This is a genomic window from Levilactobacillus yonginensis (assembly GCF_964065165.1).
Classification (GTDB): domain Bacteria; phylum Bacillota; class Bacilli; order Lactobacillales; family Lactobacillaceae; genus Levilactobacillus; species Levilactobacillus yonginensis_A.
In genome coordinates this window covers 2,428,505-2,452,207 of the sequence record NZ_OZ061549.1, presented here as the reverse complement: position 1 = coordinate 2,452,207, position 23,703 = coordinate 2,428,505, and the positions used below count along the sequence as shown (strand labels likewise).

Annotated in this window: 22 protein-coding genes; 10 read left to right on the top strand and 12 right to left on the bottom strand. The window is 48.9% G+C overall.

The genetic code is table 11. The features are described from left to right. Positions 1 to 252: 252 nt before the first annotated feature. A complete protein-coding gene (locus AB3Y94_RS11385; RefSeq protein ID WP_125692821.1) occupies positions 253 to 1,164 on the top strand; it encodes a proline-specific peptidase family protein in 912 nt (303 codons plus the stop codon). 348 nt (positions 1,165 to 1,512) lie between these two features. On the opposite strand, the gene AB3Y94_RS11380 is transcribed toward AB3Y94_RS11385, so the two are convergent. Then, complete coding sequence (locus AB3Y94_RS11380; RefSeq protein ID WP_125683145.1) at positions 1,513 to 2,103, bottom strand: L,D-transpeptidase; 591 nt, start codon at positions 2,101 to 2,103, stop codon at positions 1,513 to 1,515. A gap of 103 nt (positions 2,104 to 2,206) precedes the next feature. Then, positions 2,207 to 3,733 (bottom strand): ABC-F family ATP-binding cassette domain-containing protein, encoded by a 1,527-nt coding sequence (locus tag AB3Y94_RS11375; protein WP_367296524.1) that lies wholly within the window; start codon positions 3,731 to 3,733, stop codon positions 2,207 to 2,209. A 214-nt stretch (positions 3,734 to 3,947) separates the two neighbouring features. Here AB3Y94_RS11375 and AB3Y94_RS11370 point away from each other — a divergent pair, with 214 nt between their 5' ends. Both AB3Y94_RS11370 and AB3Y94_RS11365 read left to right on the top strand, forming a co-directional pair. Continuing rightward, positions 3,948 to 4,331, top strand: a complete 384-nt coding sequence (locus tag AB3Y94_RS11370; protein ID WP_367296316.1) for a VOC family protein — start codon at positions 3,948 to 3,950, stop codon at positions 4,329 to 4,331. 24 nt (positions 4,332 to 4,355) lie between these two features. Further along, a complete protein-coding gene (locus tag AB3Y94_RS11365) occupies positions 4,356 to 5,048 on the top strand; it encodes a CPBP family intramembrane glutamic endopeptidase (RefSeq protein ID WP_367296315.1) in 693 nt (230 codons plus the stop codon). Between the two features lie 688 nt (positions 5,049 to 5,736). Here the strand turns inward: AB3Y94_RS11365 and AB3Y94_RS11360 are convergent. The 4 genes from AB3Y94_RS11360 to AB3Y94_RS11345 form a co-directional block, all read right to left on the bottom strand. Beyond that, the gene (locus AB3Y94_RS11360) at positions 5,737 to 6,510 is read right to left on the bottom strand and encodes an ABC transporter ATP-binding protein (RefSeq protein ID WP_367296314.1); all 774 of its coding nucleotides are present in this window, start codon (positions 6,508 to 6,510) and stop codon (positions 5,737 to 5,739) included. Beyond that, positions 6,437 to 7,408, bottom strand: a complete 972-nt coding sequence (locus AB3Y94_RS11355; RefSeq protein WP_367296313.1) for an ABC transporter permease — start codon at positions 7,406 to 7,408, stop codon at positions 6,437 to 6,439. The genes AB3Y94_RS11360 and AB3Y94_RS11355 overlap by 74 nt, the downstream gene beginning before the upstream one ends. A 15-nt stretch (positions 7,409 to 7,423) precedes the next feature. After that, positions 7,424 to 8,392 carry an ABC transporter substrate-binding protein gene (locus AB3Y94_RS11350; RefSeq protein ID WP_367296312.1) on the bottom strand — a complete coding sequence of 323 codons (969 nt, stop codon included), beginning with the start codon at positions 8,390 to 8,392 and terminating at the stop codon, positions 7,424 to 7,426. Positions 8,393 to 8,848: 456 nt separating this feature from the next. Further along, positions 8,849 to 9,742 carry a DegV family protein gene (locus AB3Y94_RS11345; protein WP_367296311.1) on the bottom strand — a complete coding sequence of 298 codons (894 nt, stop codon included), beginning with the start codon at positions 9,740 to 9,742 and terminating at the stop codon, positions 8,849 to 8,851. Positions 9,743 to 10,770: 1,028 nt separating this feature from the next. On the opposite strand from AB3Y94_RS11345, the gene trpX reads away from it, so the two are divergent. Genes trpX through AB3Y94_RS11325 form a run of 4 tightly spaced genes read left to right on the top strand, consistent with a single transcriptional unit; the run spans position 10,771 to position 13,863 of the window. Further along, positions 10,771 to 11,763, top strand: coding sequence for a tryptophan ABC transporter substrate-binding protein (trpX, locus tag AB3Y94_RS11340; RefSeq protein ID WP_367296310.1), 993 nt, complete (start codon positions 10,771 to 10,773; stop codon positions 11,761 to 11,763). Beyond that, on the top strand, positions 11,760 to 12,659 hold the full coding sequence (locus AB3Y94_RS11335) for an ABC transporter permease (protein WP_367296309.1): 900 nt from the start codon (positions 11,760 to 11,762) through the stop codon (positions 12,657 to 12,659). Before trpX ends, AB3Y94_RS11335 begins: the two co-directional genes overlap by 4 nt. Continuing rightward, the gene (locus AB3Y94_RS11330; protein WP_367296308.1) at positions 12,652 to 13,422 is read left to right on the top strand and encodes an ABC transporter ATP-binding protein; all 771 of its coding nucleotides are present in this window, start codon (positions 12,652 to 12,654) and stop codon (positions 13,420 to 13,422) included. The genes AB3Y94_RS11335 and AB3Y94_RS11330 overlap by 8 nt, the downstream gene beginning before the upstream one ends. Positions 13,423 to 13,431: 9 nt before the next feature. After that, entirely contained in the window at positions 13,432 to 13,863 is a 432-nt protein-coding gene (locus AB3Y94_RS11325) for a GNAT family N-acetyltransferase (RefSeq protein ID WP_367296307.1), read from the top strand. 110 nt (positions 13,864 to 13,973) lie between these two features. Here the strand turns inward: AB3Y94_RS11325 and AB3Y94_RS11320 are convergent, their stop codons facing one another. Both AB3Y94_RS11320 and AB3Y94_RS11315 read right to left on the bottom strand, forming a co-directional pair. Continuing rightward, the gene (locus AB3Y94_RS11320) at positions 13,974 to 14,843 is read right to left on the bottom strand and encodes an NAD(P)-dependent oxidoreductase (RefSeq protein WP_367296306.1); all 870 of its coding nucleotides are present in this window, start codon (positions 14,841 to 14,843) and stop codon (positions 13,974 to 13,976) included. 291 nt (positions 14,844 to 15,134) lie between these two features. After that, entirely contained in the window at positions 15,135 to 16,187 is a 1,053-nt protein-coding gene (locus AB3Y94_RS11315) for an IS30 family transposase (RefSeq protein ID WP_367294742.1), read from the bottom strand. 172 nt (positions 16,188 to 16,359) lie between these two features. Here AB3Y94_RS11315 and AB3Y94_RS11310 point away from each other — a divergent pair, with 172 nt between their 5' ends. Next, on the top strand, positions 16,360 to 17,532 hold the full coding sequence (locus AB3Y94_RS11310; RefSeq protein WP_367294952.1) for an IS256 family transposase: 1,173 nt from the start codon (positions 16,360 to 16,362) through the stop codon (positions 17,530 to 17,532). A 60-nt stretch (positions 17,533 to 17,592) separates the two neighbouring features. Here the strand turns inward: AB3Y94_RS11310 and AB3Y94_RS11305 are convergent, their stop codons facing one another. Beyond that, the gene (locus tag AB3Y94_RS11305) at positions 17,593 to 18,216 is read right to left on the bottom strand and encodes a MucBP domain-containing protein (protein ID WP_367296305.1); all 624 of its coding nucleotides are present in this window, start codon (positions 18,214 to 18,216) and stop codon (positions 17,593 to 17,595) included. Positions 18,217 to 18,314: 98 nt separating this feature from the next. After that, positions 18,315 to 19,100, bottom strand: a complete 786-nt coding sequence (locus AB3Y94_RS11300; RefSeq protein ID WP_367296304.1) for a TerC family protein — start codon at positions 19,098 to 19,100, stop codon at positions 18,315 to 18,317. A 205-nt stretch (positions 19,101 to 19,305) separates the two neighbouring features. Between AB3Y94_RS11300 and AB3Y94_RS11295 the strand changes: the two genes are divergently transcribed. Further along, positions 19,306 to 20,655 carry a serine hydrolase gene (locus tag AB3Y94_RS11295; protein ID WP_367296303.1) on the top strand — a complete coding sequence of 450 codons (1,350 nt, stop codon included), beginning with the start codon at positions 19,306 to 19,308 and terminating at the stop codon, positions 20,653 to 20,655. Between the two features lie 221 nt (positions 20,656 to 20,876). On the opposite strand, the gene AB3Y94_RS11290 is transcribed toward AB3Y94_RS11295, so the two are convergent. Continuing rightward, the gene (locus AB3Y94_RS11290; RefSeq protein WP_367296302.1) at positions 20,877 to 21,509 is read right to left on the bottom strand and encodes a glycoside hydrolase family 73 protein; all 633 of its coding nucleotides are present in this window, start codon (positions 21,507 to 21,509) and stop codon (positions 20,877 to 20,879) included. 156 nt (positions 21,510 to 21,665) lie between these two features. Between AB3Y94_RS11290 and AB3Y94_RS11285 the strand changes: the two genes are divergently transcribed. After that, on the top strand, positions 21,666 to 22,658 hold the full coding sequence (locus AB3Y94_RS11285) for a YdcF family protein (protein WP_367296301.1): 993 nt from the start codon (positions 21,666 to 21,668) through the stop codon (positions 22,656 to 22,658). Here AB3Y94_RS11285 and AB3Y94_RS11280 read toward each other — a convergent pair. After that, positions 22,651 to 23,628, bottom strand: coding sequence for a linear amide C-N hydrolase (locus AB3Y94_RS11280; RefSeq protein WP_367296300.1), 978 nt, complete (start codon positions 23,626 to 23,628; stop codon positions 22,651 to 22,653). The genes AB3Y94_RS11285 and AB3Y94_RS11280 overlap by 8 nt on opposite strands. Positions 23,629 to 23,703 lie beyond the last annotated feature (75 nt).

Here is a 23,703-nt window from a genome sequence, read left to right as displayed (position 1 = left end):
GTCTGGAACAAAAGTCCCAGGCCCATTTTGCACTCCGAACGTATATGGTCGAAACGTGCGCCAACAGGCAGTCAACTCCGCTTAACCCCGATAGACAAACAATCAAAAATCGGGATTATTCATCTGTCGACGTTAATGCCCATTGACTGACCGCCTTCTGTCCCACTCTCATTCATTACAGAGAAGTCGGTTTCGATTTTGAGACAACAGTGATAGAATAATAATAACTTAATTAGAAACGGGGGATCTTCCATGAAACAAGGCACCACGATTATTACGTTAGACAACGGCTACCATCTCTGGACCAACACCCAAGGCACTGGTGATATTCACCTGCTGGCACTACACGGTGGCCCTGGTGGTAACCACGAATACTGGGAAGATACCGCGAAACAATTAGCTAAACAGGGCCTTAACGTTCAGGTCCACATGTACGACCAACTTGGCTCATGGTACTCAGACCAACCTGACTTCAGTGACCCTGAAACCGCTAAGAAGTACCTGACTTACGACTACTTCTTGGACGAAGTTGAAGAAGTTCGTCAAAAATTAGGTATCGACAAATTTTACCTGATTGGCCAATCATGGGGTGGCGCTTTAGTTCAAATGTACGCTGCCAAGTATGGTCAACATTTAAAGGGTGCCATCATTTCGTCCATGGTTGATAACATCGATGAATACGTTGAAAGCATCAACCACATTCGAGAAACCGCACTGTCTGCCGACCAAGTTGCTTACATGAAGCAAGTTGAAGCTGATGGCAACTACGACGATCCTAAGTATCAAAGTTACGTGGACATCTTAAACGATGGCTACGTGGACCGGAAGAAGCCCGCTGCCATTTCCCATTTGATCAGCACGATGGCTACCGACGTTTACGGTGCCTTCCAAGGGGACAACGAATTCGTCATCAAGGGTAAGCTGAAGGAATGGAACTTCCGTGAACACCTGAAGGAAATCAAGGTTCCTACCCTGTTGACCTTTGGTGAACACGAAACCATGCCAATCGCTACTGGTAAGAAGATGGCTGAACTCATTCCGCACTCACGTTTCGTGACGACGCCTGAGGGTGGTCACCATCACATGATCGACAATGCACCGGTTTACTACGACCATTTGGCGACGTTCATCCGCGACGTTGAATCTGATAATTTTAACGCTTAATCTCTTTGTATTGAAGGTTCGAGACTGTTTTGGTCTCGAACCTTTTTTAGTTTCTCTGCTCTGATGCCCGCCTCCAGAAGTCAGGGGCGACGCCCGCCGTGGGACCGCCTGCGGCCTGTGAAGCGGTCCTCCGGCTCGACTTTGAGCCGCCCTAACCCAGCGTCTCAAAGATCGTCCCGTGAAATAAGCTGACCAGTCAGCTTATTTCACCACCACCACGGACGTCACCCCTGACTTCTTCCGGCTACCTGGTTCTACTAATCTGGCATGCTCGCTTAAAATTTCTAAGACTTGCAAAAATAAACAAAAAAGCCTGGACAAACTGTCCAGACTTTCAGTCGTTGCTGACTAGTGCACCACAACTTTCATTCCAGTAGGAACGTTGTTGTAGACCCACTTTGCATCGGCAACCGACAACCGCACACAACCGTGTGAGGCAGCCGACTTACCTAATTCTTCAGCTTCACTCTTAATATAATTTCCGTTTGCGTCCGTTGGTACCGTGTGGAACAGGTAGATACCATGATCCTTCCAGGAGACCCAATACTTGGCGCCTTCTCCAGAAGACTGGTTGTAAAAGAACTTGCCCCGTTCCTCCTGAATTGCAAAAGTTCCGTGCGGCGTGCCATTCTTCTTACCGGTTCCCGTCGAACAGTACATGGTGTAGAGCACCTGACTGCCATCCTTAACGTACACCCGCTGCCGGCCAGTATCGACATCCAGCCAGGCATTCGGATGCTGTTTCAGATTGGGATAAGCCTTATCTTCTGACGGTTCACGCCAGTTAATTGTTTTTGCTTCTGCGCTAGGCTGTTTGGCCGCGGTCTGCGTGGTGCGAACCGTGGCAGTGTTCGTAGCCTTGTGGAAGATGCGACTGATGCCGACACCCGCCGCAATCACTAACACGACAATGACGAGGAGCTGCCTAAATCGTCTCATGATTTTCCGTCCTTTATCCTTCGATTTTCTTAACCACAGTTAACTGTAACGGATTTTTCTGAAAAAGGGAACGCCTTTTACGAAAACGTAATAAGCCTGCAACCTAATTTTCAGCGGAATTTTTTAAACTGAGCTTTTCTACATTTAAAATCTTATCCACTAGGCCAGTGTAGAAGCTAGCCTCATGGCTGACGATGATAGCATTACCGTTAAAGTTCAGGATAGCCTGTTTCAGCGCCTGCTTGGTTTCATCGTCCAAATGGTTCGTCGGTTCGTCCATGATCAGGAAGTTGGCGGGTTCGAATTCCATCATGGCCAACTTGACCTTAGTCTGTTCCCCACCGGAAAGTTCCCCGATTGGTTTCATGGCATTGGCCGAATCCAACCCACACTTAGATAGCTTAGTCCGAATTGCCTTTTGAGGCAACTTTTCGTACTTGGCTTGGATAATTTGTAAGGGGGTCTGTTGATTGTTATCCCAAACTAAGTCCTGGCTGAAGTAACTGATCTTGGCAGAAGGTGAGAAATGTGCTTCTCCACCCTTGGCCTTGATGAGCCCCAGAATTGACTTGATCAACGTTGATTTACCAACCCCGTTGAACCCGGTCAAACCGACCTTTTGGTTAGTCGTCACGGAAAACGTTACGGGTTTCAACAGTGGCCGCTCGTACCCAACGGAAAGCTGGTCAACCACCAACGCGTTTTGCGAACCCGTTTCCTGGTAAGGGAAATCGAAATGGGCCTGAACGTTCGTCGAAGGTGGATCGACTCGGTCGATCCGGTTCAGCATCTTTTCTCGTGACTTAGCCATGGTCGACTTCGAACCGGCCTTGTTCTTTCGAATAAAGCGTTCGGCCTTTTCAATCACGACCTGTTGCTTGTCAAACTCACGCTGTTGCGCCTTTTCGCGTTCGCCCCGTTGTCGCATGGCCTGCTTGAAGTTCCCCCGGTATTTTGTAATCGCCCCAAACGCCACGTTGATAATACAGTTCGTCACGTTTTGCAGGAAATCATAATCATGGGAGATGATCAACGCTGCTCCATCAAAGTTATTGAGATAGTCTTCCAACCAGGCAATGTGGGCAACGTCAAGGTAGTTGGTCGGTTCGTCCAAAAGAATCACGTCTGGATTTTCCAACAACAACTTGGCCAAAATAATCTTGGACCGTTGCCCACCAGACATCTTAGCAACTTCGTGGTCCCGGCCAATGTCATCGAGTCCTAGTCCAGAAATGACCCGTTCAATTTCCGTTTCAATATCGTAGAAGTTCCGGGCGTCCAGCTGTTCTTGAATCCGGCCGGCCCGCTCCAGTAACTTGTCTTCCATAGTTTCCGCATATTCCGTGTACATGGCCGTCATCCGGTCATTCATTTCGTACAGGTCAGCGTAGGCTGTATGGAGGAAATCAATCAGCTGCATGCCATCAGGAATGTCAGCGTATTGGTCCAAGTACCCAATGTGAGTCTTCTTTTGCCATTTCACTGAACCAGTCAATGGGAGCTCCTGTCCCGTAATAATCTTGATCAATGTGGATTTTCCCACACCGTTTTGCCCCACAACACCCATGTGTTCACCCTTGTTTAAGGTGAAACTGGCGTTTTCGTAGAGCTTCTTGTCGGCGAAACTCATGCTTAAGTCGTCGACTTCTAATAATGGCACGTTTAGTCCCTTCCCTTCTTCTCTCACGCAGAAAAAAGCCCTGACACGGTCAAGGCCTTTATTCATAACATATATTGGTAGTAATTTACCACGAAAAGCCCGGTTACGTCAACTTGATGGTTTAGGGGCCGGTGGGAATCTATGCTATAATGGGTGAAATTTATTGCCTAAGGACTGACTATCTATGAATATTCGTAACATTGATCACCTCACCCTCACCGTTAGTGATATCGAACGCTCCGTGCGTTGGTACCACGAAGTATTCGACCTCCCCATCATTGAATTTGATGACGGTCGGCGTGGGGTCAAAATCGGCAAACAAAAAATCAATTTCCAACAGAGCGACGAACCCCACTTGCCAGTCGCTAAGCATCCCACGGTTGGTGGTGCAGACTTTGCCATCATCGCCACAGATCCCCTGGCCAACATTTTGTCTCACTTGACCAACTATGCGGTGGAAATCATCGACGGTCCACTTCCTAAGCAAGGGGCCCTCGGCAACATGACATCCATCTACGTTCGCGACCCGGATGAAAACTTAATTGAAATCGGCAAATACGATAAATAAGTGATAAGGAGGCCCCTCAGTTAGATGAATACGTTAACGAAAATGGGGCGGGATCTGGGTGACTGGCTCTTACGCAGTCTGCGTTGGATCGGCTTCATCTTTATTTACCTGGTCGACAGCTTGATCTTAGACCTGGCCACCACGCACGCTAGTCAGCCCAACCTGGCCAACCGATTAGTTGGAGCCATGCTGATTTATTCGGCACTGCTACTAGCCTTTCTGGCCTGGCGATACAATAAACAGTTGCGCGCCAATAACCCCCGCGGTTTCGGTCGAACCAAATTGACGAGCCAGCGGTTCTGGCAACTCATGGGTTTCTTCGTCCTGATGATGGCCATTCAACGGCTTTGGATCGTACTGACCAGTCTCCACATTCTGAGTAGTCCCGCCAACCAAACCACTATCAATCAACAGGTCATGCAATTTCCATTTTGGAACCTGGCCTACGCTATTCTCTTCGCCCCGTTCGTCGAAGAAATTATTTTCCGCGGAATCTTCCTGAACTACTTTTTCAGTAAAAACACCAAGCTCATGAACTTCTTGGGCGTCCTGGTCTCGGGCCTCATTTTTGGATTCATGCACGCGAACAACATCTCGTTTACGTTGCTAATGTACTCCGCCCTCGGGTGGGTCCTAGGGATTGCGTACCTGCATTTCAAAGATGTTCGGTATAGTACCGCGCTGCATTTTCTCAACAATTTAATGTCGCTGATATAACCCTAAACACACGAAAGGTGAGGTCGCCGCTTGGCGAACCTCACCTTTTTGTTACCTTAAATTGCCGCCTCCGGTTGGCAGGGATAGCGCCTGCTGTGGGGACCGGAGCAAGCCTGAAAAGCGGTCTTGCTCCTCGACTTAAAGCCCCCGCCAAGAACGCGCGGTCTTTAAGTTCGTCCCGTGATGTAGAACCGGGAATCCCACCCGCTTCAACATCACCGTCACAGCTGCCGCCATCCCTGCCAACCTCCGGCTAAGATTTACTGTAAATCAAAGACAGTGCATTAGTGGTATCAGTGGCAGCAACATCTTAATAATTAAACATTAGCTAATATGCTGAAAGCAATACTAAATAGTTCAGTCCAGGCAACGCCCACCGATAACCCGACCAATCTTCATCACACTCACACATCCCAAAGCAAGTATTATGGCACAATCCCGACTTCACTGACGAATCCATCATCACACTGAAACCGGAGGCAGCCAGGTGTCACGCTGTGTCGAGCTAGTTAGTCAGCGTTCTGAGCTGGCTTACTAGCTGGGCCGACCTCACAGACTCGGGGCTATCGAGGCTGCGAGGCGAGGTTGAAGACCGCCCTTTGGCTTCGACCGGGTCCCACAGCGTGGCACCTGGCTGCCGCAGGCGGCTTCAAATCACTGTGCCAACATCATTCACACCAACACTAGCCTATTCAGCAAACAGTGCCATCAGCTCCTCTTGCCGGAGATTTTGCTTCTCGGCACCACAGACATCTAGCTTGACCTGCCCGTCTTGCACCATGACGAGTCGGTTGCCATAGGTCAATGCGTCACTCATTTTATGGGTAATCATCATGGTCGTTAAATGATTTGTTTCGACAATCTTTTGTGTCAGCTCCATCACCTTGGCACTGGTTTGTGGATCTAACGCCGCCGTGTGTTCGTCTAGCAGTAGTAATTCCGGATGACTCAATGTCGCCATCAACAGGGATAACGCCTGACGTTGCCCACCAGATAAGTACTTCACCTGCGTCGTCAGTCGGTCTTCCAACCCCATTTGTAAGGGCCGTAATAAGTCCTGGTACGCGGCCTCTTGCTTCGCGTTACGGTACAAATGCAGACTCATACTATGCGTATGCCGCTGAGCTAGCGTCAAATTCTGCGCCACACTCAGCTCACCTGCCGTCCCCATCTTAGGGTCCTGGAAGACACGGGATAACCATTTAGCCCGGTACGCCACCGACTTTTTGGTCACACTGTGTCCAGCCAACGTGAGGTCCCCAGCGTCTGCTGTTAAGGTGCCCGCAATTGTGTTCAGGAGGGTTGACTTCCCAGCCCCATTATTTCCGATGACTGAAACAAAATCCCCCGGCTCAATCGTCAGACTCACGTTCTTTAAGACGTGCCGTTCATTTGGTGTCCCGGGAAAGAAGACCTTCTGGAGATGCTTGACGCTTAAGACTGCTGACTGGTTTTGCTTCATGTTCATCGGCTCCTAACTGTTTGAGGTAACGTTTAAGTTGTTGACGTGTCCGGTACTTGTTGCGAATGATTGGCAGGCAAATGACAATGACTAAGATTCCCGCCGAAAGAATTTTGAGGTCGTCGACCGGGAAACCTAACCCCATCGCCACCGTCAATAAGTAACGGTAGATGATGGCCCCCAGAACCATGGCAGACAGGCGTAACCAAATCTGCCGGCCCCGTAAGAAGATTTCCCCAACCAAGACTGAGGCCAATCCAATCACGATGGTCCCAATTCCCATCCCAATATCAGCGTACCCGTTGCTTTGCGCAATCAGGGCTCCGGATAAAGCGATGCACCCGTTGGAGACCATGTAACCGATAATGACCATCCGGTCCGTGTAAATTCCGTTGGCCGAGCTCATGGCCGCGTTGTTCCCAGTGGCCATTAAAGACAATCCTAACCGTGTCTTGAACAACCAGATCAAGACGGCCACCACAACCCCAGTAACCAGTGCCCCAACGACAATCGTTTGCAAATCGACTGACCACGTCGCTGGTAAGTAATTGGTCAAAACTTTCTGTGATAACAGCGGCACGTTAGACTTACCCATGATGTGCATGTTGACGGAGTACAGCCCGGTCATCGTCAAAATACCGGCAAGTAAGGATGGCATGTGTAGCTTGGTGTCGAGGATACCGGTGACCCAACCGGCCACACAGCCAGCGAGGAAGCCCAGTAAGCTGGCAGTGACTGCGGACTGACCACTCAACATGGCGCTGACCGTCACAGCCGCCCCCAAAGGGAAGCTCCCCTCGGTGGTTAAATCGGGAATATCTAAGATGCGGAACGTGATGAAAACGCCGATGACTAGGGGTGCCCACAGGAGGCCCTGCCCGATACTGGTGATTAACATAGAAGTTACCCCTTTCTAAGGTTTCGTAATTTGACTAGGCTTCATGCCAATTGCTTTGGTGTTGGTCTGGTTAATGTATAAATGCAATTTCTTAGATTCTTGAACAGCCATGTTTTGTGGCTTCTTTTTGTTAACTAAGACGTCGTAGGCCATCTTCCCGGTCTGCTTGCCCAAGTCGTAGTAGTTGATGCCGTAAGTAGCGGTCCCACCATCTTGCGCCATTTCAATCGATCCAGTGACGACTGGTAACTTGGCAGCCTTAGCCTTCTGGCCGATGGTCTTCATGGCACTCGCCATCAAGTTGTCGGTTGGTAAGTACAGGCCAGATACCTTGCCGGTCAAACCAGCTAACACACTGGTCACATCGTTGGTGCTAGTGGCACTGACAATCTTCAAATTCAAATGGTGCTTCTTGGCGTACGCCTTAGCAAGCTTAACTTGTAGAACAGAATTTTCTTCCGAAGAGTTGTACATCACTCCCAGTGGCTTGTTGCCTTTGACCATGCTAGCCAATAACTTGAGTTGCAGGCCCACCGGCGTCATATCACTCGTTCCACTGACGTTGGTCTGCGGCTTACTGCTGGATTTGACCAAACCAGCTGACTTTAAATCAGTCACGGCGGTGACCAACGTTGGGGTGGTCTTCGTCTTCTTGGCTAAGGCCTGAGCGGCTGGGGTGGCGATACCAACTAATAAATCATTCTTTTGTTGAACCAATTGTTGACTCATGGTATTCAAGTTAGCTTGATCACCCTGTGCGTTTAAGTAGTGGTAGGTCACCTTAGTCGATTTGTGATGGGCCTTCAATTCCTGCTTCAAACCGGCTTTGAATCCTTGCCGAGCCTCGTCGAGTGACCCGTGCTGCACGACCTGCAACATCCCAACCTTTAAGTTGCCGTTGCTGGCGGTCGACTTGCTGGAACACCCTGCTAAAACTAACCCTAAACCTAATAAGGCAATGCCACTCATAAGTAGTTTTTTCATAATCAATTCCTCCAAGAATGTGTAATTTTCGTTATCGTTCCGGTCATGGAACGTTATTTAGTTAAGACTAATTGGTAAATTTATAACCAGTTTCCAGTGCGGTGACCCTGCGTCCAGGGCTGCCAGAAAAACAAAAAACACCAGATAGATTCTGAATAGAATCTACCTGGTGTATATCGGGCCCGATATTATTTCTCCAGATAGATTAACCCGTATCTATCTGGCGCTAAGTCATGCTGAAAAACTTTAGCTAACCGATAGATACAAACGCAATTGTGCGGTGCGTTCGTATCCAACGAAATGAATACAAACGCTATCTAAAGAAAAAGCTAAAGGCAAACTGGTTATTTAAATGAGTTAGGCTGATTAATTTCATAAGTCATAATCCCTTTCATTTATCAATTTACAATTACCAGTTAACCATTTTGAAATAGCCCTGTCAACCCTAATTTTAATTTAGTTCTCATTTTCGGGAGCTAACAGGCTGCGATAATCTTGGCACCAAGCGAGTCCCATAGCTCCATCACCGACGTGAACGCCGAAGCTCGGACCAATCAAAGCCGTCTCAAAAGTCACGGTAGGAAAGCGTTCCTGGGCGGTCGCCACCCACTGGTCAGTGGTCTCCGGTTGGTCGGCGTTCAGAATCGTTGCCTTGACCGGGGCGACCCCAGCAATGTCGGTTGCCAGATCATCTAAGAAATCGCTGAGAGCCCCTTTCAACCGCAAAGCACTCCCGGCAACTCGCATTTTCCCGTTTGATTCGAAGACTAAGATCGGTTTACCTGGCAAAATTGGTGCTGGACCAGGACTATGACTGGGATTTACCGCACCGGTCCGTAACAGTGGCTTAATGGAGTCAATCACAAAGGCACTGTGGGTGGTGGCCCGCAGCTTCGTCAACTGCTCAAAGATTTCATCGATGGTCGCCCCCCGGTCGGCCAAAGCCGCAGCTAAGCGAACCTGTTCACCCATGGTGGTTAAGATACCGCGTGAATCCCAGGGATGCACGTGGACGCTAGTGATGTTTTCCACGAATGCGGCCAGCGTATTCACAAAGCCCGAAATACCAAGTGATGGCCCAATGATGACGACGTCAGTCACCCCATCTTGAGCTAACTCAGCACAAGCCGCCTGAATCGTCTGCATAGACAATTGCGGTGCGGTTGGCACCATTTTTTTAGACTTAGATAGCCGCATCAACCGATAATAATCCGCGGTACTCAAGTCTTCGTACTCGTGATACTGCCGGTTACCAAACATGATTGGTGCTGATAACAGGTGGATGTGCCGTTGTTTAGCCTCATCAAAGGCAATACCAGCCGACGTGTCCGTCAGGATTGCAATCTTCATGAGCAGCCTCCTTGCTGTACTGATTCAAAATTGGTTTAAATTATGTATACTTGTTGTAATGGTCGCGCTCCGGCGGTCAGATTGGGACCTGATATGGGGACGCTCCAGCCTGAGAACCGGGCTTCTCGCTCGATTTGAAGCCAGGACAATCCCCCCGTCTTCAAAGTCGCCCATGGCGTAAGCTAGCAACCCACTAGCTAACGCCATTTTCACAGCTGGCCCCAACCTGCCCGCCTCCGGCTTAACTTGTGTTTAACCATCAACCGTTATCGTTCAGTATACCAAAAATTGGGTGATGACCAACAATATTTTCAGAGCCGTTTAGTGCGACCGGGTAACAGCACATTAGCCTGCACACACATCTCTGAAAGATTGTCATGCTTTACCACTCGGTCATCCACCAATGCAGCGTATTGTTATAGAAACAATCATGACGATTGCCCATAATTTTCACCATCTGATTAGATGTCATCAGCTCAAAGTAGCCGCAGGTGGCTGGGACTGGGGACCGCAGTGACAACAGTGTTGCCTGGCGTTTTAGGCCAGGTTACACTGTGGGACGGTTAGGAGACTCGGGGCATTATCCGAGGCTTCTAACCGAGGGGCAAGACCGCTTCTCAGGCTTGCGCCGGTCCCCACAGCGGTCCCCAGTCCCGGCCACCGGAGGCGGGCAACCCAGCAACTCAGCCAACCAACACTTTCAAAAAATTGAAAATTAAGGTTGACGGTCTTTCAGCAATGCCGTACACTAAATTTAATCAAAACGGAAGGAAGGAAAGTTATATGCAAATGTCTGCGATTGAACTTAATGGACGTTGGCAAAGCCGGTAATCAAGTCTCATCAGTGTTGATGCGACTTGAGCTCCCAGAGCGATTCTCGCATCTGCGCCGGCTAACTTTCTGATGCAATGGCCCGCACGGATGTTTACTATCCGGTTTTGCGGGCCTTTTTCTTTGGGCACCCGGCCGGACTGGGTGCCCTTTTTGTATCGACTGCCAATTCCAGAATAAGTGAGGTTGATTAGAAAATGAAACGATTATACGGACTCATTACCATTTTACTTGTTTTTCTCGGTTTCGCCTTTGTTCAAGAGAAACACCAAACTGCTCAGAAAGCCAAGGTACCAACGGTCGGCATCTTACAACTCCTTTCTCACCCGGCCCTGGATGCCATCCATAAAGGAATCATTCACGGGTTAGCCGAAGAGGGCTACCACGTTGGTAAAAACGTGAAGATCGACTTTCAAAACGCACAAAATGATCAGAGTAATCTGAAAACGATGAGTGCCCGCTTCGTCAACGAGAACGCCGATGCCATGATTGGCATTGCCACGCCATCCGCGCAAGCGCTGGCCAATGCCAGTTCCAACATCCCCGTCGTTCTTGGAGCCATCACCGACCCCGAGGGAGCCCACCTGGTCAAGAGTAACGAACACCCTGGTAACAACGTCACTGGCGTTTCCGACCAAGCACCACTCAAGTCACAATTAAAATTGATTCAAAAAATCATGCCAAACATGAAGACATTAGGCATCATCTACACATCCTCAGATGACTCAGCCACCGCACAGTACCACCAATTCGCAGCCCTCTGCAAACAACAACATGTGACGCTGAAGGCCTACTCCATTGCGAACACCAATGATTTAAACCAAGTTGCTCAACAAATGGTCAGCCAAGTCGACGCCGTTTACGTACCAACCGACAATACCGTGGCCAGTGCCATGCAGACGTTGGTCTCCACAGCCAATGCCAAGAAGGTCCCCGTTTTCCCAGCCGTCGATACGATGGTCAAGGCCGGTGGATTAGCAACGTTAAGTATCAACCAATACAAGCTTGGTGTTCAAACGGGTAAGATGACTGCCGCTATTTTAAAGGGTAAGAAACCCGCCGACACACCGATTAAGTTTGAACGCAAAGGTGAAATGACCATTAACTTATCACAAGCCAAAAAATTGGGCATCACGTTGCCAGCGTCAGTTGTTAAGGAAGCCAAAGAACACGGGGAGGTCTTCAAATGAGTTTAGCAGTATCCACAATCGGGCAAGGCCTACTCTGGGCCGTCCTCGGGGTTGGGTTATTCCTGACCTTTAGAATTCTAGATTTTGCCGACATGACCGTTGAAGGGACGTTCCCCTTGGGAGCGGCCACGGCCGTCGCCGCCATCAGTAACGGAATGAACCCGCTACTTGCTACACTATTAGCGTTCGCCATTGGTGCCATCGCTGGACTCATCACTGGTCTGCTCTACACCAAGGGCCACATTCCCATTTTGTTAGCCGGCATCTTAGTCATGACGGCCTGCTACTCCGTTAACTTACGGATCATGGGTCGGGCCAACGTTTCTTTATTAGGAAAATCCACATTGTTTAAGAACCACTTTCTGGCTTCCCTACCCCAATACTTCGATAGTGTTGTGTTAGGCGCAGTCGTTATGATTGTCATCACGACCCTGGTCATCTACTTCCTCCAAACGGAACTTGGCCAAGGCTTCATCGCCACTGGTGATAACCAGACGATGGCTCGATCACTCGGAATCAACACCGACAACATGAAAATCATGGGACTGATGGTCTCCAACGGTTTAATCGCCTTCGGGGGCGCCCTGGTTGCCCAAAACAACGGTTACTCTGACGTCAACATGGGTATCGGAATCATCGTTATCGCCTTGGCTTCCATCATCATTGGTGAGGTGGCCTTTGGTGACTTGACCCTGAACCAACGGCTAGTCGCCGTCACCCTGGGGAGCATTCTCTACCGGTTCGTCCTCCTATTGGTCCTCAAGCTAGGGTTCAGCGCCAACGACCTTAACCTGATTTCCTCCATCATTCTGGCTATCTGCATGATGTTGCCGGTCTTCAAAAACATTTTCAACTTCAAGCATATTTTGAAACGGGGGTTGGATACCAATGACTAAACCATTACTCGAACTTAAAAACGTGGTCTTAAAAGTTAATCGCAACACACCAGAAGAGATTACCATTCTGGACCACCTCAACCTCACCATTAACGCTGGGGATTTCATCACCGTGCTGGGTTCCAACGGGGCGGGGAAATCGACCCTCTTTAACGCCATTGGGGGTGACCTCAGTATCGATAGTGGTCAAATTCTTCTTAACGGTAAAGATATCTCCCATGACTCCGTGGAAAAACGCACCAGCTTTCTCGGCCGAGTCTTTCAAGACCCCAAACTGGGGACGGCTCCGCGGATGACCGTTGCCGAAAATTTATTACTCGCTGAACGCCGGGGTCAGCGACGCGGCCTCATGCCCCGTAATTTAAACCGACACATGGCCCACTACAAAGAACTGACAGCTACCATGCACAACGGCCTCGACGAACGGTTAACAACAGCGACCGGCAACCTCTCTGGTGGCCAACGCCAAGCATTAAGTTTCCTGATGGCAACTCTCAAGCGTCCTGAAATTCTGTTACTGGACGAACATACGGCGGCTCTCGACCCCCGGACTGGGCAAGACTTGATGCACCTAACCAACGAACGGGTCTCCCAAGACAAGCTAACCTGTTTGATGATCACTCATCACATGGAAGACGCCCTGACCTACGGCAACCGGCTAATTGTCTTGCACCACGGCAAAGTCACTTACGACGTGGCGGGCGACAAGAAGCAAGCACTGACTAGCGAACAGCTCTACAGCTTCTTCGCTGAGATCGAATAGGGGGTCGCTATGGAAATCGTGATTTCAAACGCTCCCTTTAATCGAGCAGCGGCCTTGGCCCTACGCCAGGCCACCTTTGTCACTGAACGGGGCATCCCCCGTGACGTTGAGTTCGATGACCGCGATACCCCTGAACGTTTGTACGTCGTGGCATACCAACGGCCAGAATTGCCCGTTGGTACGTTGCGCTTAGAACCCCAGTCGGCTACGGAAATGCGTTTTGGCCGGGTCTGCACCAGCCGGCAACTTCGCAGTCAAGGAATTGGGCGCCAAGTCCTCCAAGCTGGTGAAGCCTGGGCTCAGGAACACGGTTTTCTCTCCGGCTTAATTGACGGTGAACTGACGGCCAAGAGCTTTTACGAACGCTGTGGCTATCAGGTAATTGGGGAGCCATTCGCTGAAGATGGCGCACCGGTGGTAACTCTTAAAAAGACCTTTTAATTCAGGTAAAGTGGGCAGGCTGATTTAAAAGAACAATCAAATAGAAAAGGGACCGGAAAGTTAATTTTCCGGTCCCTTTTCTCTGACATATAATGACCATTACGCTGGCATCATTGTTTCTGTTCGTAAGTTTTGATCAGGCCCTGTGTCCCATCGTCGCCTAAGTCAAAGTCTTCCACCATGGCCTCATAGAGCAGTTTAGCCTGCTTGGTAGCGGGCAAATCGAGAGACATCCGATCCGCCTCCTGCAAGGCAATTCGCAAGTCTTTGAGAAAATGCTTAGCGAAGAAACCGGGCGCGTAATCCCCCTTCAGAATTCGGGGAACGTAGTTGTCCATGCTCCAGTTGTCAGCACCACCACTACTCAACGTTGCAAGTACCTGTGGCAGATTCAATCCGGCTGCCTTGGCGTAGACCAACATTTCCGTCAGCCCCGTCATCGTCCCAGCAATCATGATTTGATTGGCCATCTTGGTATGCTGCCCCTTACCTGCACCGCCAAAATAACTCACGCGCTGACCCAACTGTTCAAAGACTGGCAAGACCCGGTCGTACGCACCCTGGTCGCCCCCTACCATAACCGTTAATGTCGCGTTCTTAGCGCCAACGTCACCACCAGAAACGGGCGCATCCAGTGCTTGAACCCCATGGTCATGGGCAATTTCGGTTAATTTGACTGCGAGAGCTGGCGTACTCGTCGTCATATCGACCACCACACTACCAGCTTGAATCCCCGCAAAAACACCGTGATCACCAGAATAAACGGCCTCCACATCACTGGGATAGCCCACCATCGTCATCACGATATCCGATTGGGTAGCGACCGCTTGTGGCGTATCGGCCCAGGTCGCCCCGGCATCCAAAACGGCATGTGCGTGCGCCTTGGTTCTGTTGAAGACGACCACTGACCGACCAGCCTGTAAGAGATTCTTCACAATCCCAGTTCCCATGACGCCCGTCCCAATAAATCCAATTTGCATAAACGTTACCTCCCGTTGTTAATTAGCCTCATCATAACATGCTGGTCCTAAAAATCAGTGGTTACGCTCCTAAGACCAGGATTAGTGCTCGTCGCTTTTATTTCATTAGAATCTACCCATCTATCTAGCGGCTAAGTTGTTATATTTCTTCGCGGGTGTTTAAATAATTATGTGTAAATAGAAAAATAAGCAATTGAAAAGGGAACGCAAATTGCAAGAACAAGTTAGTCACTAGGACCAAATACTGATACCAAGGGATTCTCAGGGGTTGAAGTTGGTGGCGCGAGGAGCCTAGCCGCAGGCGGCGGCGAAGAGTTCGGCGGGAGTCTGGAAGCCTAGCAGACGACGAGGTGTGTTATTCAACTTGTCCGCTGTTCTAGCAACAGCCCGAGGACTTACGGCGTCTAAGGACATGCCTTTGGGAAAGTCATAGCGGACCATCCGGTTATGGACCTCATTGGTTCCCCGTTCACTAGAGGTGAACGGGTGCGTATGAAAGACTGGTGCCACTGAACGCAATGCCTCGCTCAGCAAGGCAAACTCAGGTCCGTTATCAGCGGTGATCGACTTGATAACTGGTCCATACTCTGCGAGGATTTCTCGCAGGGCGTACTCAACCGAATCGGCGTCACGCCCGTCAATCAGACGGATAAATTGGAAGCGAGTTTGACGCTCAATCAGGGTCATAATCACACTCTCATGGCCATCACGTTTACCAACGATAGTATCAATCTCGAAATGACCAAACGTCTTGCGAGAGTCAACTTCAGCCGGACGTTCTTCAATACTCCGTCCCATTACACGCTTATTTTTGTGATTAACGTGCTTGGGTAGTCGCCGCCGCATTTTCTCGGTAAGATCTAAGTTACAGACCTCTAAAAGTTGTTCGTCGATGTACTTGTACAACGTTTGGGTACAGACCATCTCGTCAGGCCGAAAAAGGTTTAACACCTTGGCGCGGCCTACAGCAGCATCTGGAGCCCAGCCATCAGTCTTAAAGTGTTCTACAAAGAAGGCTATAAAGTCAGCCGCCTGGAAGAACTTACAAGGCCTGTGGCAGGCCTTGCGGTTCTCGTGGTACCGCTGGTCGGCTAGTTCCGCCACGTAGACCTCATAGAAGACTACGTTACCGTTAACGATTTTCTTATTGGTTACCAAGCCTCGCTTGATTTCGTTGTTTATGGTTTGCGGGCTAACGCCAAGTAACTCAGCAATCTTCCGCCGAGAAAGCTTGTCGTGGTTAAAGTAGACCTCAATGTTTCCACGCTCTTTCAAAGTTAGATGGTGACCCTTGGGACGATTCATGGTAAGCTGTTCTTGCATCAAGACGAAGACCTCTTTCATTGTTTGTGTGAGAACTCCAATGATACCTGAGATTTACGTCTTGGTGTATTTATTTTGTCCTAAATTTCAAGTGGCTAACTTGATTATAAAATTCGCCATTGAAAAGGGAAAGCCTCTCCCTTATGATAGTTAGCAACCACACTCACTTCATAGGACATAGGAGGCTTTCCCCATGACTCAGTTTAACAAAGAAATTATGGCAGCACTAGCACAAAAGCAAGATTTAGATGAAGTTTTTCGGCAACATTTGGAAACGGCCATCAATGATTTAATGCACGAGGAACTTTCGTCGTTCCTCGGTTATGAGCCTTATGATCGCCAAGGTTTTAACAGCGGCAATTCACGCAATGGGCATTATCTGCGGACCTTTAAGACTAAGTATGGAGAATTAAATTTGGAGATTCCACGCGATCGAAATGGTATTTTTAATACGAAAACTATCCCGAGCTATCAACGACAAACGGATGGCTTAGAGGCTACTGTTGTCCAGCTCTACGAAAAAGGGATTACCACTAGTGAGATTGCGGATTTGATTGAGAAAATGTATGGGGCTCATTACACATCACAAACGGTTTCGAACCTCACGAAGGTCGTTGACCAACAGGTCAACGCCTTCAAAACGCGTCCTCTAGCGAGCCGATACGCAGTCATTTATGTGGACGCAACATACTTACCACTTCGCCGGGACTCAGTGGCTAAAGAAGCCGTGCATATCGCCATTGGCATTCGACCAAATGGAATGAAAGAGGTCCTAGCATACCAAGTCGCTCCAACTGAATCCAGTACCGTTTGGGAAGAGCTTCTCGTGGACATCCAGCAGCGTGGTGTAAAGGAAGTCCTCTTATTCGTGGCCGATGGCTTAGTCGGCCTTACCAACACAATTGGTGACCACTTCCCTAAGGCTAAGCTCCAGCAGTGCCTGATCCACGTCAGTCGGAACATTGAAGCTCACGTTCGAACTAAGGACCGACAAGAGGTTCTTAACGACTTCAAACTGATCCATCAAGCAGCTACCATGGACGACGCAAAACAAGCCTTAGCTGACTTCATAGACAAGTGGCAAAAGACGTATCCAAAAGTAACGAACAAGCTAGAAGATAATCTTCATCTCTTGACCTGTTTCACGTTTCCAGCTGCGATACGCAGTAGCATCTACAGCACAAATCTCATTGAATCGTTCAACAAGAAGCTAAAACGACAGACAAAGAAGAAAGAACAATTTCCAAATGAACCAGCGCTAGAACGAGTTCTGGTCACAGTTATTCGTGACTACAACGGCCAAAATTTTGAGCGAACGCATCGAGGTTTTAAGCAAATTCAGGACACGTTAGAATCCATGTATTAGAAACTAGCTAATGGGAGAGGACTTCCATTTACACAAAAAATTTGACACTCCCTTCTTCGCCTACGGGTGAACTAATTTAAGCGGCTTTACAGTAAACTTATACGTATACAGCTTATGATATGCCCAAAATTTCGCCTGGATCCGTTTTCTGGTAATCACTAACGATTTAAACGTCGTACCACTGATCTTTCCTTTGAACACTTTCCCCCGAGTCAGTCGGTACTGGTTGTTCACCGTGACTTTCCCCTTAGTGAAGTTCGTTGCTCGCAAGAAATGGGGCCCCTTCAGACTGGTTGAGACATCATAAATCAAATGATTACCATCCATCTGAATGTTGGTCATCTGTGAGCCATCCCCACCCCAGAGCCGGAAGAAAGCGGTTGGCGTCAAAAATTTATACGTTACCCGAATCGTCTGCTTGGTAAACTTTCCCCGATAATGCCGCGGTTGCTCTTTATTCCACGCGTACATTTGGGGATTCACCCGCCGGTTTTTTCTAGAGGTTTTACACTGGTGACCGACCTTACCTTTCAACGTCTTCCGTGCCAACACGGTGCCATTGACATCTTGATAGGTCACAACAACTTTCCCCGTGGCGGCCGCTTGTCCAGTCACTGTGAACCCGGCAATTCCGAGAACAAACACGCCCAACAGTAGCCACCAACTACGCCATTGCTTACTCACATCCACCAACCCCCATTCTATTAATTTTTCTAAAGTATACCCTTTAATCTTTTTATTCGCGAAAAAAAAGGAGCCCTACAAGGCCCCTAAAAAATTTCCTACGATTCAGTTGAATTAGACGTCTTCTTGGTTGACTTATCGGTCTGCGGTTGCCGCCGCTTGCGAATCACGTGGATCAATAGCGTCAACACGATGGCACCCAAGACAACAATGCCAAATAACGTGGCGGGAATCTCAACGTCAATTGCTGGAATGGACACAAACAACTTCACAGCAATGATTCCAATTAAGATGTAGGCCATAGGTTCCAGCTCAGGAATCCGGCGCATCAACTTCATAATGACCTCAGCCACACCCCGCATCGCTAGGATCCCAATCAGGCCCCCAATTAAGACAATAACCGGGTTATTTGAGATGGCCAGCGAAGCCAAGACGGAATCGACGGAGAAAATAATATCCATCATTTCAATCTGTAAGACTACCGACCAAAACAGTGGTAGTAATCGCCGTTTTTTATCCTTCACCAATTTACGCGTATGTTTTACCCGCGTCTTAGTGAAGTACTGGAAGACTAGGAAGACCAGGTACAAGGCCCCAATGACCTTGATTTCCCAGAAATTAATCAGGTAAGTTCCCAGTCCAATGATGATGAACCGGAAGATATAAGCCCCCCAAATCCCGTAGAACAAGGATTCTTCCTGCTCCTTTTTGGTAGGTAACGACTGTGTCTGCGCGGCAAGAACCACAGCATTATCTACGGACAACAAACACTCGATCAACACCAAGGAAAAGATGATGAGCCAGTCGTTTCCCGAAGTAATGACTGTTTCCCAATTATGAATATCAAAGAATGGCCCGTACAACTGGCCAAGAAAATGTAGCAACGCTTGCGTCAGCTCCTTAAACTGCTTAAATTATTTTGCATTAGTTTACCACACTCTACGTTAACATGCGACACATTAAGTCAATCATTAGCAAACTAGCTTACCCTATTAGTAAGTTGAATTTACCCATACATAACTTAAAACGTTCAAAATGTTACCGAACCGCTACGTATCTGTTACCCAACCGCAACCAATTCGCGGTAAGATGAGAGTTATTACTAAGGGGAAATGGATGATTACTTTGAAAAAGCTTGTATTACTTATTGGGACAATCTTGCTGGTCGGCGGCTTTTTACCCGCCCAATCGGCATTTGCGAAGAGCTATTTACAGATTACAGCGACGTCGAAGACCAGCTATAACGCTCGATTCGTCAATCAAGGTAGCCGGAATGACGGCATCTACTACTACGCACCTTACTACACGCAACGGTCCGCGAAGACTCGCGACGCTAGTGGCAAGAACTGGCAGCATCGATTCGTCAAGGTGACTCAAACTGCCAAGCTATCCGACGGGAGTACCTACGTTAAGTTTGCCTGGTATGGCAAAACGATTGGCTGGGTCAACCAAAAGGCCCTCCAAAAGTACAGTCGTTCGCAAAACGCGGCAGCTTTACTAAAAAACGCGCACTTTCAAGGGCGAGCGATGCTCTTTAACAACTATGCGAGTGGTGCCAGTCACGTCAGTGTGGGTTACGCCGACGCTACTAGCAAACTTACCAATGACGCCAACACATTGTTCCCAATTGCCTCCCTCCAGAAAGTCATGACGGGGGCCATCATCGAACAATTGGCGGCCAGTGGTAAGCTGTCCCTCAGTGACAAGCTAAGTAAATACTACCCAAGTGTTCAAAGTAGCGGCAGTATCACCCTACGCCAATTATTGAACCATCGATCCGGCATTGATATGGACGAAACCACACCTAATTCGCTGCTCAGCACGCAGGCTTCAGAGATCAACTATACGTTGGGGCAACTCAAAGTAACCGGAACTCAGGGATTCAACTACACCAACGCCAACTACACCCTGTTAGCTGGGGTGGCTTCCAAGGTCACCAGTCAGAGCTACGACACGTTAGTTCAAAAGCGGATTATTCAACCCTTGAAGCTCAAGCACACTTTTGCCTGGGATAACTTGCCTAGTGCGAGCGTTGTGGCCAGCGGATATAGCTACAGTAACGGTCAAAACAACGTGGCCAACGGTGTCTCACAAAAACTCATGTCTTCCTTGTTGGGTGCGGGTAACTATTACTCAACAACAGAAGATTATTACAAGATTCAAAAGGGACTCCGTAACGGCAAGATCTTAACCAAGAAACAATATTACACCCTCTCTAACAACTACAAATTACGTTACGCGGGTGGTTTGTACCATTACAGTGGTGGTATCAAACGTGTCCGTGGTGCCCTCAGCGGCTCCGGCTACAACACGATCCTTTACGGTTCAGAAGGCAACAAATCTGGTGTGATTCTCTTTGCAAACCAGGGACCAACTAAATCCATCAACACGTTAGCCACCACTCTCTACGATTTGGCCCGGTACTACAACGAGAACTAAGAAACTGTGTGTCCCCCTTGCCTTACCGGTCGCCAGATCTGGGCTGGAACGGTGCGCGTTATACCTTCAGCGATTATCAGGTTACACCACAATTAGAATCTCTGGCATCCAGAGAGCGACAAATCGCACAGCGATAAACCATACTAAAGTTCAAAAGGACCTGGGATATGTACGTATCCCAGGTCCTTCTTGGTTAAGCTGAAGCATCAAACGATGCCGCATCATTTATCAAATTGATTTAATTTATAGCTGACAATCAAGCTGTTGAGCTTTTGTGCGTAATCGGGATCAGTAGCGTACCCACCGGCTTGCAACTTCTGCGAGGCTTCTTGGTAATTCTTCGCTGGCTGCGGGAGGTAGCGACTCTTTAAGACATTGTCGTGATCCTGAATGGCGACCGTTAAACTCGGATAAATTCGGAAGTTAGCGTGAATCTTGATCCGTTCCCCGTTCACGTACTCGTGTGTCACGAACGATCCAGTCTTACCGTGATAGCTGCCCTTGATACCAAAGGGATTATTCGCCTGCTGGAAGATTTTGGACGTCCCCCAACTCGACTCCAGAATGCTCTGCGCAATCACGATACTGGGCAGGACCTGGCCATTTTTGCGGTAAACCTCTACAGCCGGCGTGGCAACCTTTTGAATAAACGCTAGTTGCGCTGGCGTCTCACCAGAAACCGACTTAACCGTCACTTGATGGGTAGGCCGTGGCTGCACCGCCGCTTGAATGTGGTCCTTCATCAACATGCCACCACCCAAGACCAGCAGGACCAGGACAAAAATCCAGGTTGCTCTAGCAGAGCTTGGTCGTTGTTTTCTTGCATTCCTAGGTTTTCTTCGCCGTTTGGCCACCCTGGTCCCTCCGATTTCCGTTATAATAGACTTAATTGTGTCTGCACTGCATTCAACGAGAACGCAGGCCAGTATTTCTCATTATAACAAGATTCTCACCAAAAATAGAAAAATCTGAAAGTGTCAATAAATCTTAACCTTTAAGGGGGTGTCAAAATGGTTCTTAGTACCATCGGCTTTCTAATTTGTCTCACTGCGCTCTTTACCTTTTGGCAGCCCCGCGGCTTAACTAGTGCGGTCGTTACCACGGTCAGCTGCGCACTGATCGTCATCGTTGCTAGCTTTTCGAAACATCTTTGGGCACAGGTATTGGCACACGTCGGCTGGATCCTAATCGCACTGGTCGGTGGACTTGGACTCTTCACGCTACTTTTGATTCTCAACGCCCCTCACTTGGTCGTTCGTAAACAGGAACGCCTCACGTACGGCCTGATTGCTGGCATCTGGTTATGGGTCATTCTTGAAGTTGGCTGGATATACGGCCTAAACAGCGGCCACTTCGGCACCTCATTCTGGCCGTGGCTAACCTTTATCCCCGCCTTCAGCACCTACCTGGGAATTCTCTTTGCCGCCAGCCTCTTTGGCGCCTTACGTGCTGATTGGTGGCGGGCTAAACGAGCAGATACACTGCTCATCTTAGGGGCAGGTCTCCAACAAGGTGATCAGATTGGCCGCGTTCTTGGGAGTCGCTTGGATACGGCACTAGCGTTTGCCAAACGCCAACAAAAAAAGCCCACCATTATTGTTTCTGGTGGACAGGGTCCTGATGAAACCTGTCCTGAATCAACAGCAATGGCAGCCTATCTGATTGCCCATGATTGGGACGCCAAGTACATTATTGAAGAAAAACAAGCCACGAACACCTTATCCAATGTCTTGTACAGTCAGCGGCTATGGTCCCAATTACCCGATGGCGGTGGAAAAGTCATCATCGTCACCAGCAACTATCACCTATTTCGCGCAGAACATTTAGCTAGTGAACTCGGTCTTCGAATTGGTGGCTACCCAGCCCACGTTCGCTGGTCTTATTTACCAGGCGCCTGGGCCCGAGAATTTTTAGCCATTATCATGCTACATCCCCGCTTACACCGGGGGGTGTTGATTGGTTTTTTGACTGCCAACGTGCTGTGGCTCTTGCTGATCAGTTAAGCGGCATAACCGTCAATTGGTTAGCAACTTTATAGAACTTGGGTTCCGTCCAAGCTAACATCTCTGGTGTTAATTTCAACTGGACTAAACCGAGCCGGTTGTATGGTTGAAAATAATACGTCAACGACTCACAACAAGTTGCCGCCCGATAGACCGAATAGGTTGGCCGGTACTGATGACTCTTCGGCACCGTGACGCTATTCAAGAGGTGCCACGCGCTAACGATTGCTTCTGGTTCGTCAGTTGGTAGGTCGGCGCGTTCTTTGTAGTAAGCTGCCCGGACAAAGCGACCACCTGGGGTAAAGGATCCACTAGGAACGGGCTTACCAGAGAAACGGCCAGTAGAGACTCGCGTCGCATTCAGCGGTAACGTCCCCGCTTCAAAGTCATCCGTATAATTGACGTACTGGCCCAAGCGTTCGAGTTGTAGCTCAAAGTCTTTACTGTTGGTTACTACGCCTAAAGGATTCTCCCGAACACGCATAGGAAAATGGGTCGGTTCAATAACCACGGTCCGACCCGTTCGGTCTACGACGGCAAAGTGAAGTTCGGAATCGCCAATCTCATTGACGGCATACTTGCCGCTCATCAACTGAATTTCATCGATGTGTTCTTCAATGTCAGCCACGGAAGCATAATGTCCCAGCAAATAGAAGGAAAGTTCATAGGGAGCCAGATGGACTTGACCATACGTAGGCTCATCAACCAAGTTGGAACCATTCGCAAACGTTAGCTTTTGTACGCTCAGCCCCATCTCATTGACGCCATCAGAAACATCAATTTCGTGATGGTGTGCACCGCCGCCACCGATCATGGCATATTTGTTGGTATGCACGTGATTATCGTACACACTCTCCCACTGATAGTCTCGTGGAACAAACAGCGGCTGCACGTATAGCGCGTGCCAGTCCATGGTTCGCGCTAAAATATGACTGCCATCCTTCGCAATCTGTAAAATGCTGGTACACACAGGTATCTTCCTCCTTCATGGCTACCCAAACCTCGATAAGGTTACAATTATTTTATCAACTGTTCTAGTTTGTTA

What these genes read in the sequence shown, in the direction of transcription:
- AB3Y94_RS11385 (WP_125692821.1), top strand. Translation starts at nt 253, where the DNA reads ATGAAACAAGGCACCACGATTATTACGTTAGACAACGGCTACCATCTC.
- AB3Y94_RS11380 (WP_125683145.1), bottom strand. Translation starts at nt 2,103, where the DNA reads ATGAGACGATTTAGGCAGCTCCTCGTCATTGTCGTGTTAGTGATTGCG.
- AB3Y94_RS11375 (WP_367296524.1), bottom strand. Translation starts at nt 3,733, where the DNA reads ATGAGTTTCGCCGACAAGAAGCTCTACGAAAACGCCAGTTTCACCTTA.
- AB3Y94_RS11370 (WP_367296316.1), top strand. Translation starts at nt 3,948, where the DNA reads ATGAATATTCGTAACATTGATCACCTCACCCTCACCGTTAGTGATATC.
- AB3Y94_RS11365 (WP_367296315.1), top strand. Translation starts at nt 4,356, where the DNA reads ATGAATACGTTAACGAAAATGGGGCGGGATCTGGGTGACTGGCTCTTA.
- AB3Y94_RS11360 (WP_367296314.1), bottom strand. Translation starts at nt 6,510, where the DNA reads ATGAAGCAAAACCAGTCAGCAGTCTTAAGCGTCAAGCATCTCCAGAAG.
- AB3Y94_RS11355 (WP_367296313.1), bottom strand. Translation starts at nt 7,408, where the DNA reads ATGTTAATCACCAGTATCGGGCAGGGCCTCCTGTGGGCACCCCTAGTC.
- AB3Y94_RS11350 (WP_367296312.1), bottom strand. Translation starts at nt 8,392, where the DNA reads ATGAAAAAACTACTTATGAGTGGCATTGCCTTATTAGGTTTAGGGTTA.
- AB3Y94_RS11345 (WP_367296311.1), bottom strand. Translation starts at nt 9,742, where the DNA reads ATGAAGATTGCAATCCTGACGGACACGTCGGCTGGTATTGCCTTTGAT.
- trpX (WP_367296310.1), top strand. Translation starts at nt 10,771, where the DNA reads ATGAAACGATTATACGGACTCATTACCATTTTACTTGTTTTTCTCGGT.
- AB3Y94_RS11335 (WP_367296309.1), top strand. Translation starts at nt 11,760, where the DNA reads ATGAGTTTAGCAGTATCCACAATCGGGCAAGGCCTACTCTGGGCCGTC.
- AB3Y94_RS11330 (WP_367296308.1), top strand. Translation starts at nt 12,652, where the DNA reads ATGACTAAACCATTACTCGAACTTAAAAACGTGGTCTTAAAAGTTAAT.
- AB3Y94_RS11325 (WP_367296307.1), top strand. Translation starts at nt 13,432, where the DNA reads ATGGAAATCGTGATTTCAAACGCTCCCTTTAATCGAGCAGCGGCCTTG.
- AB3Y94_RS11320 (WP_367296306.1), bottom strand. Translation starts at nt 14,843, where the DNA reads ATGCAAATTGGATTTATTGGGACGGGCGTCATGGGAACTGGGATTGTG.
- AB3Y94_RS11315 (WP_367294742.1), bottom strand. Translation starts at nt 16,187, where the DNA reads ATGAAAGAGGTCTTCGTCTTGATGCAAGAACAGCTTACCATGAATCGT.
- AB3Y94_RS11310 (WP_367294952.1), top strand. Translation starts at nt 16,360, where the DNA reads ATGACTCAGTTTAACAAAGAAATTATGGCAGCACTAGCACAAAAGCAA.
- AB3Y94_RS11295 (WP_367296303.1), top strand. Translation starts at nt 19,306, where the DNA reads ATGAGAGTTATTACTAAGGGGAAATGGATGATTACTTTGAAAAAGCTT.
- AB3Y94_RS11285 (WP_367296301.1), top strand. Translation starts at nt 21,666, where the DNA reads ATGGTTCTTAGTACCATCGGCTTTCTAATTTGTCTCACTGCGCTCTTT.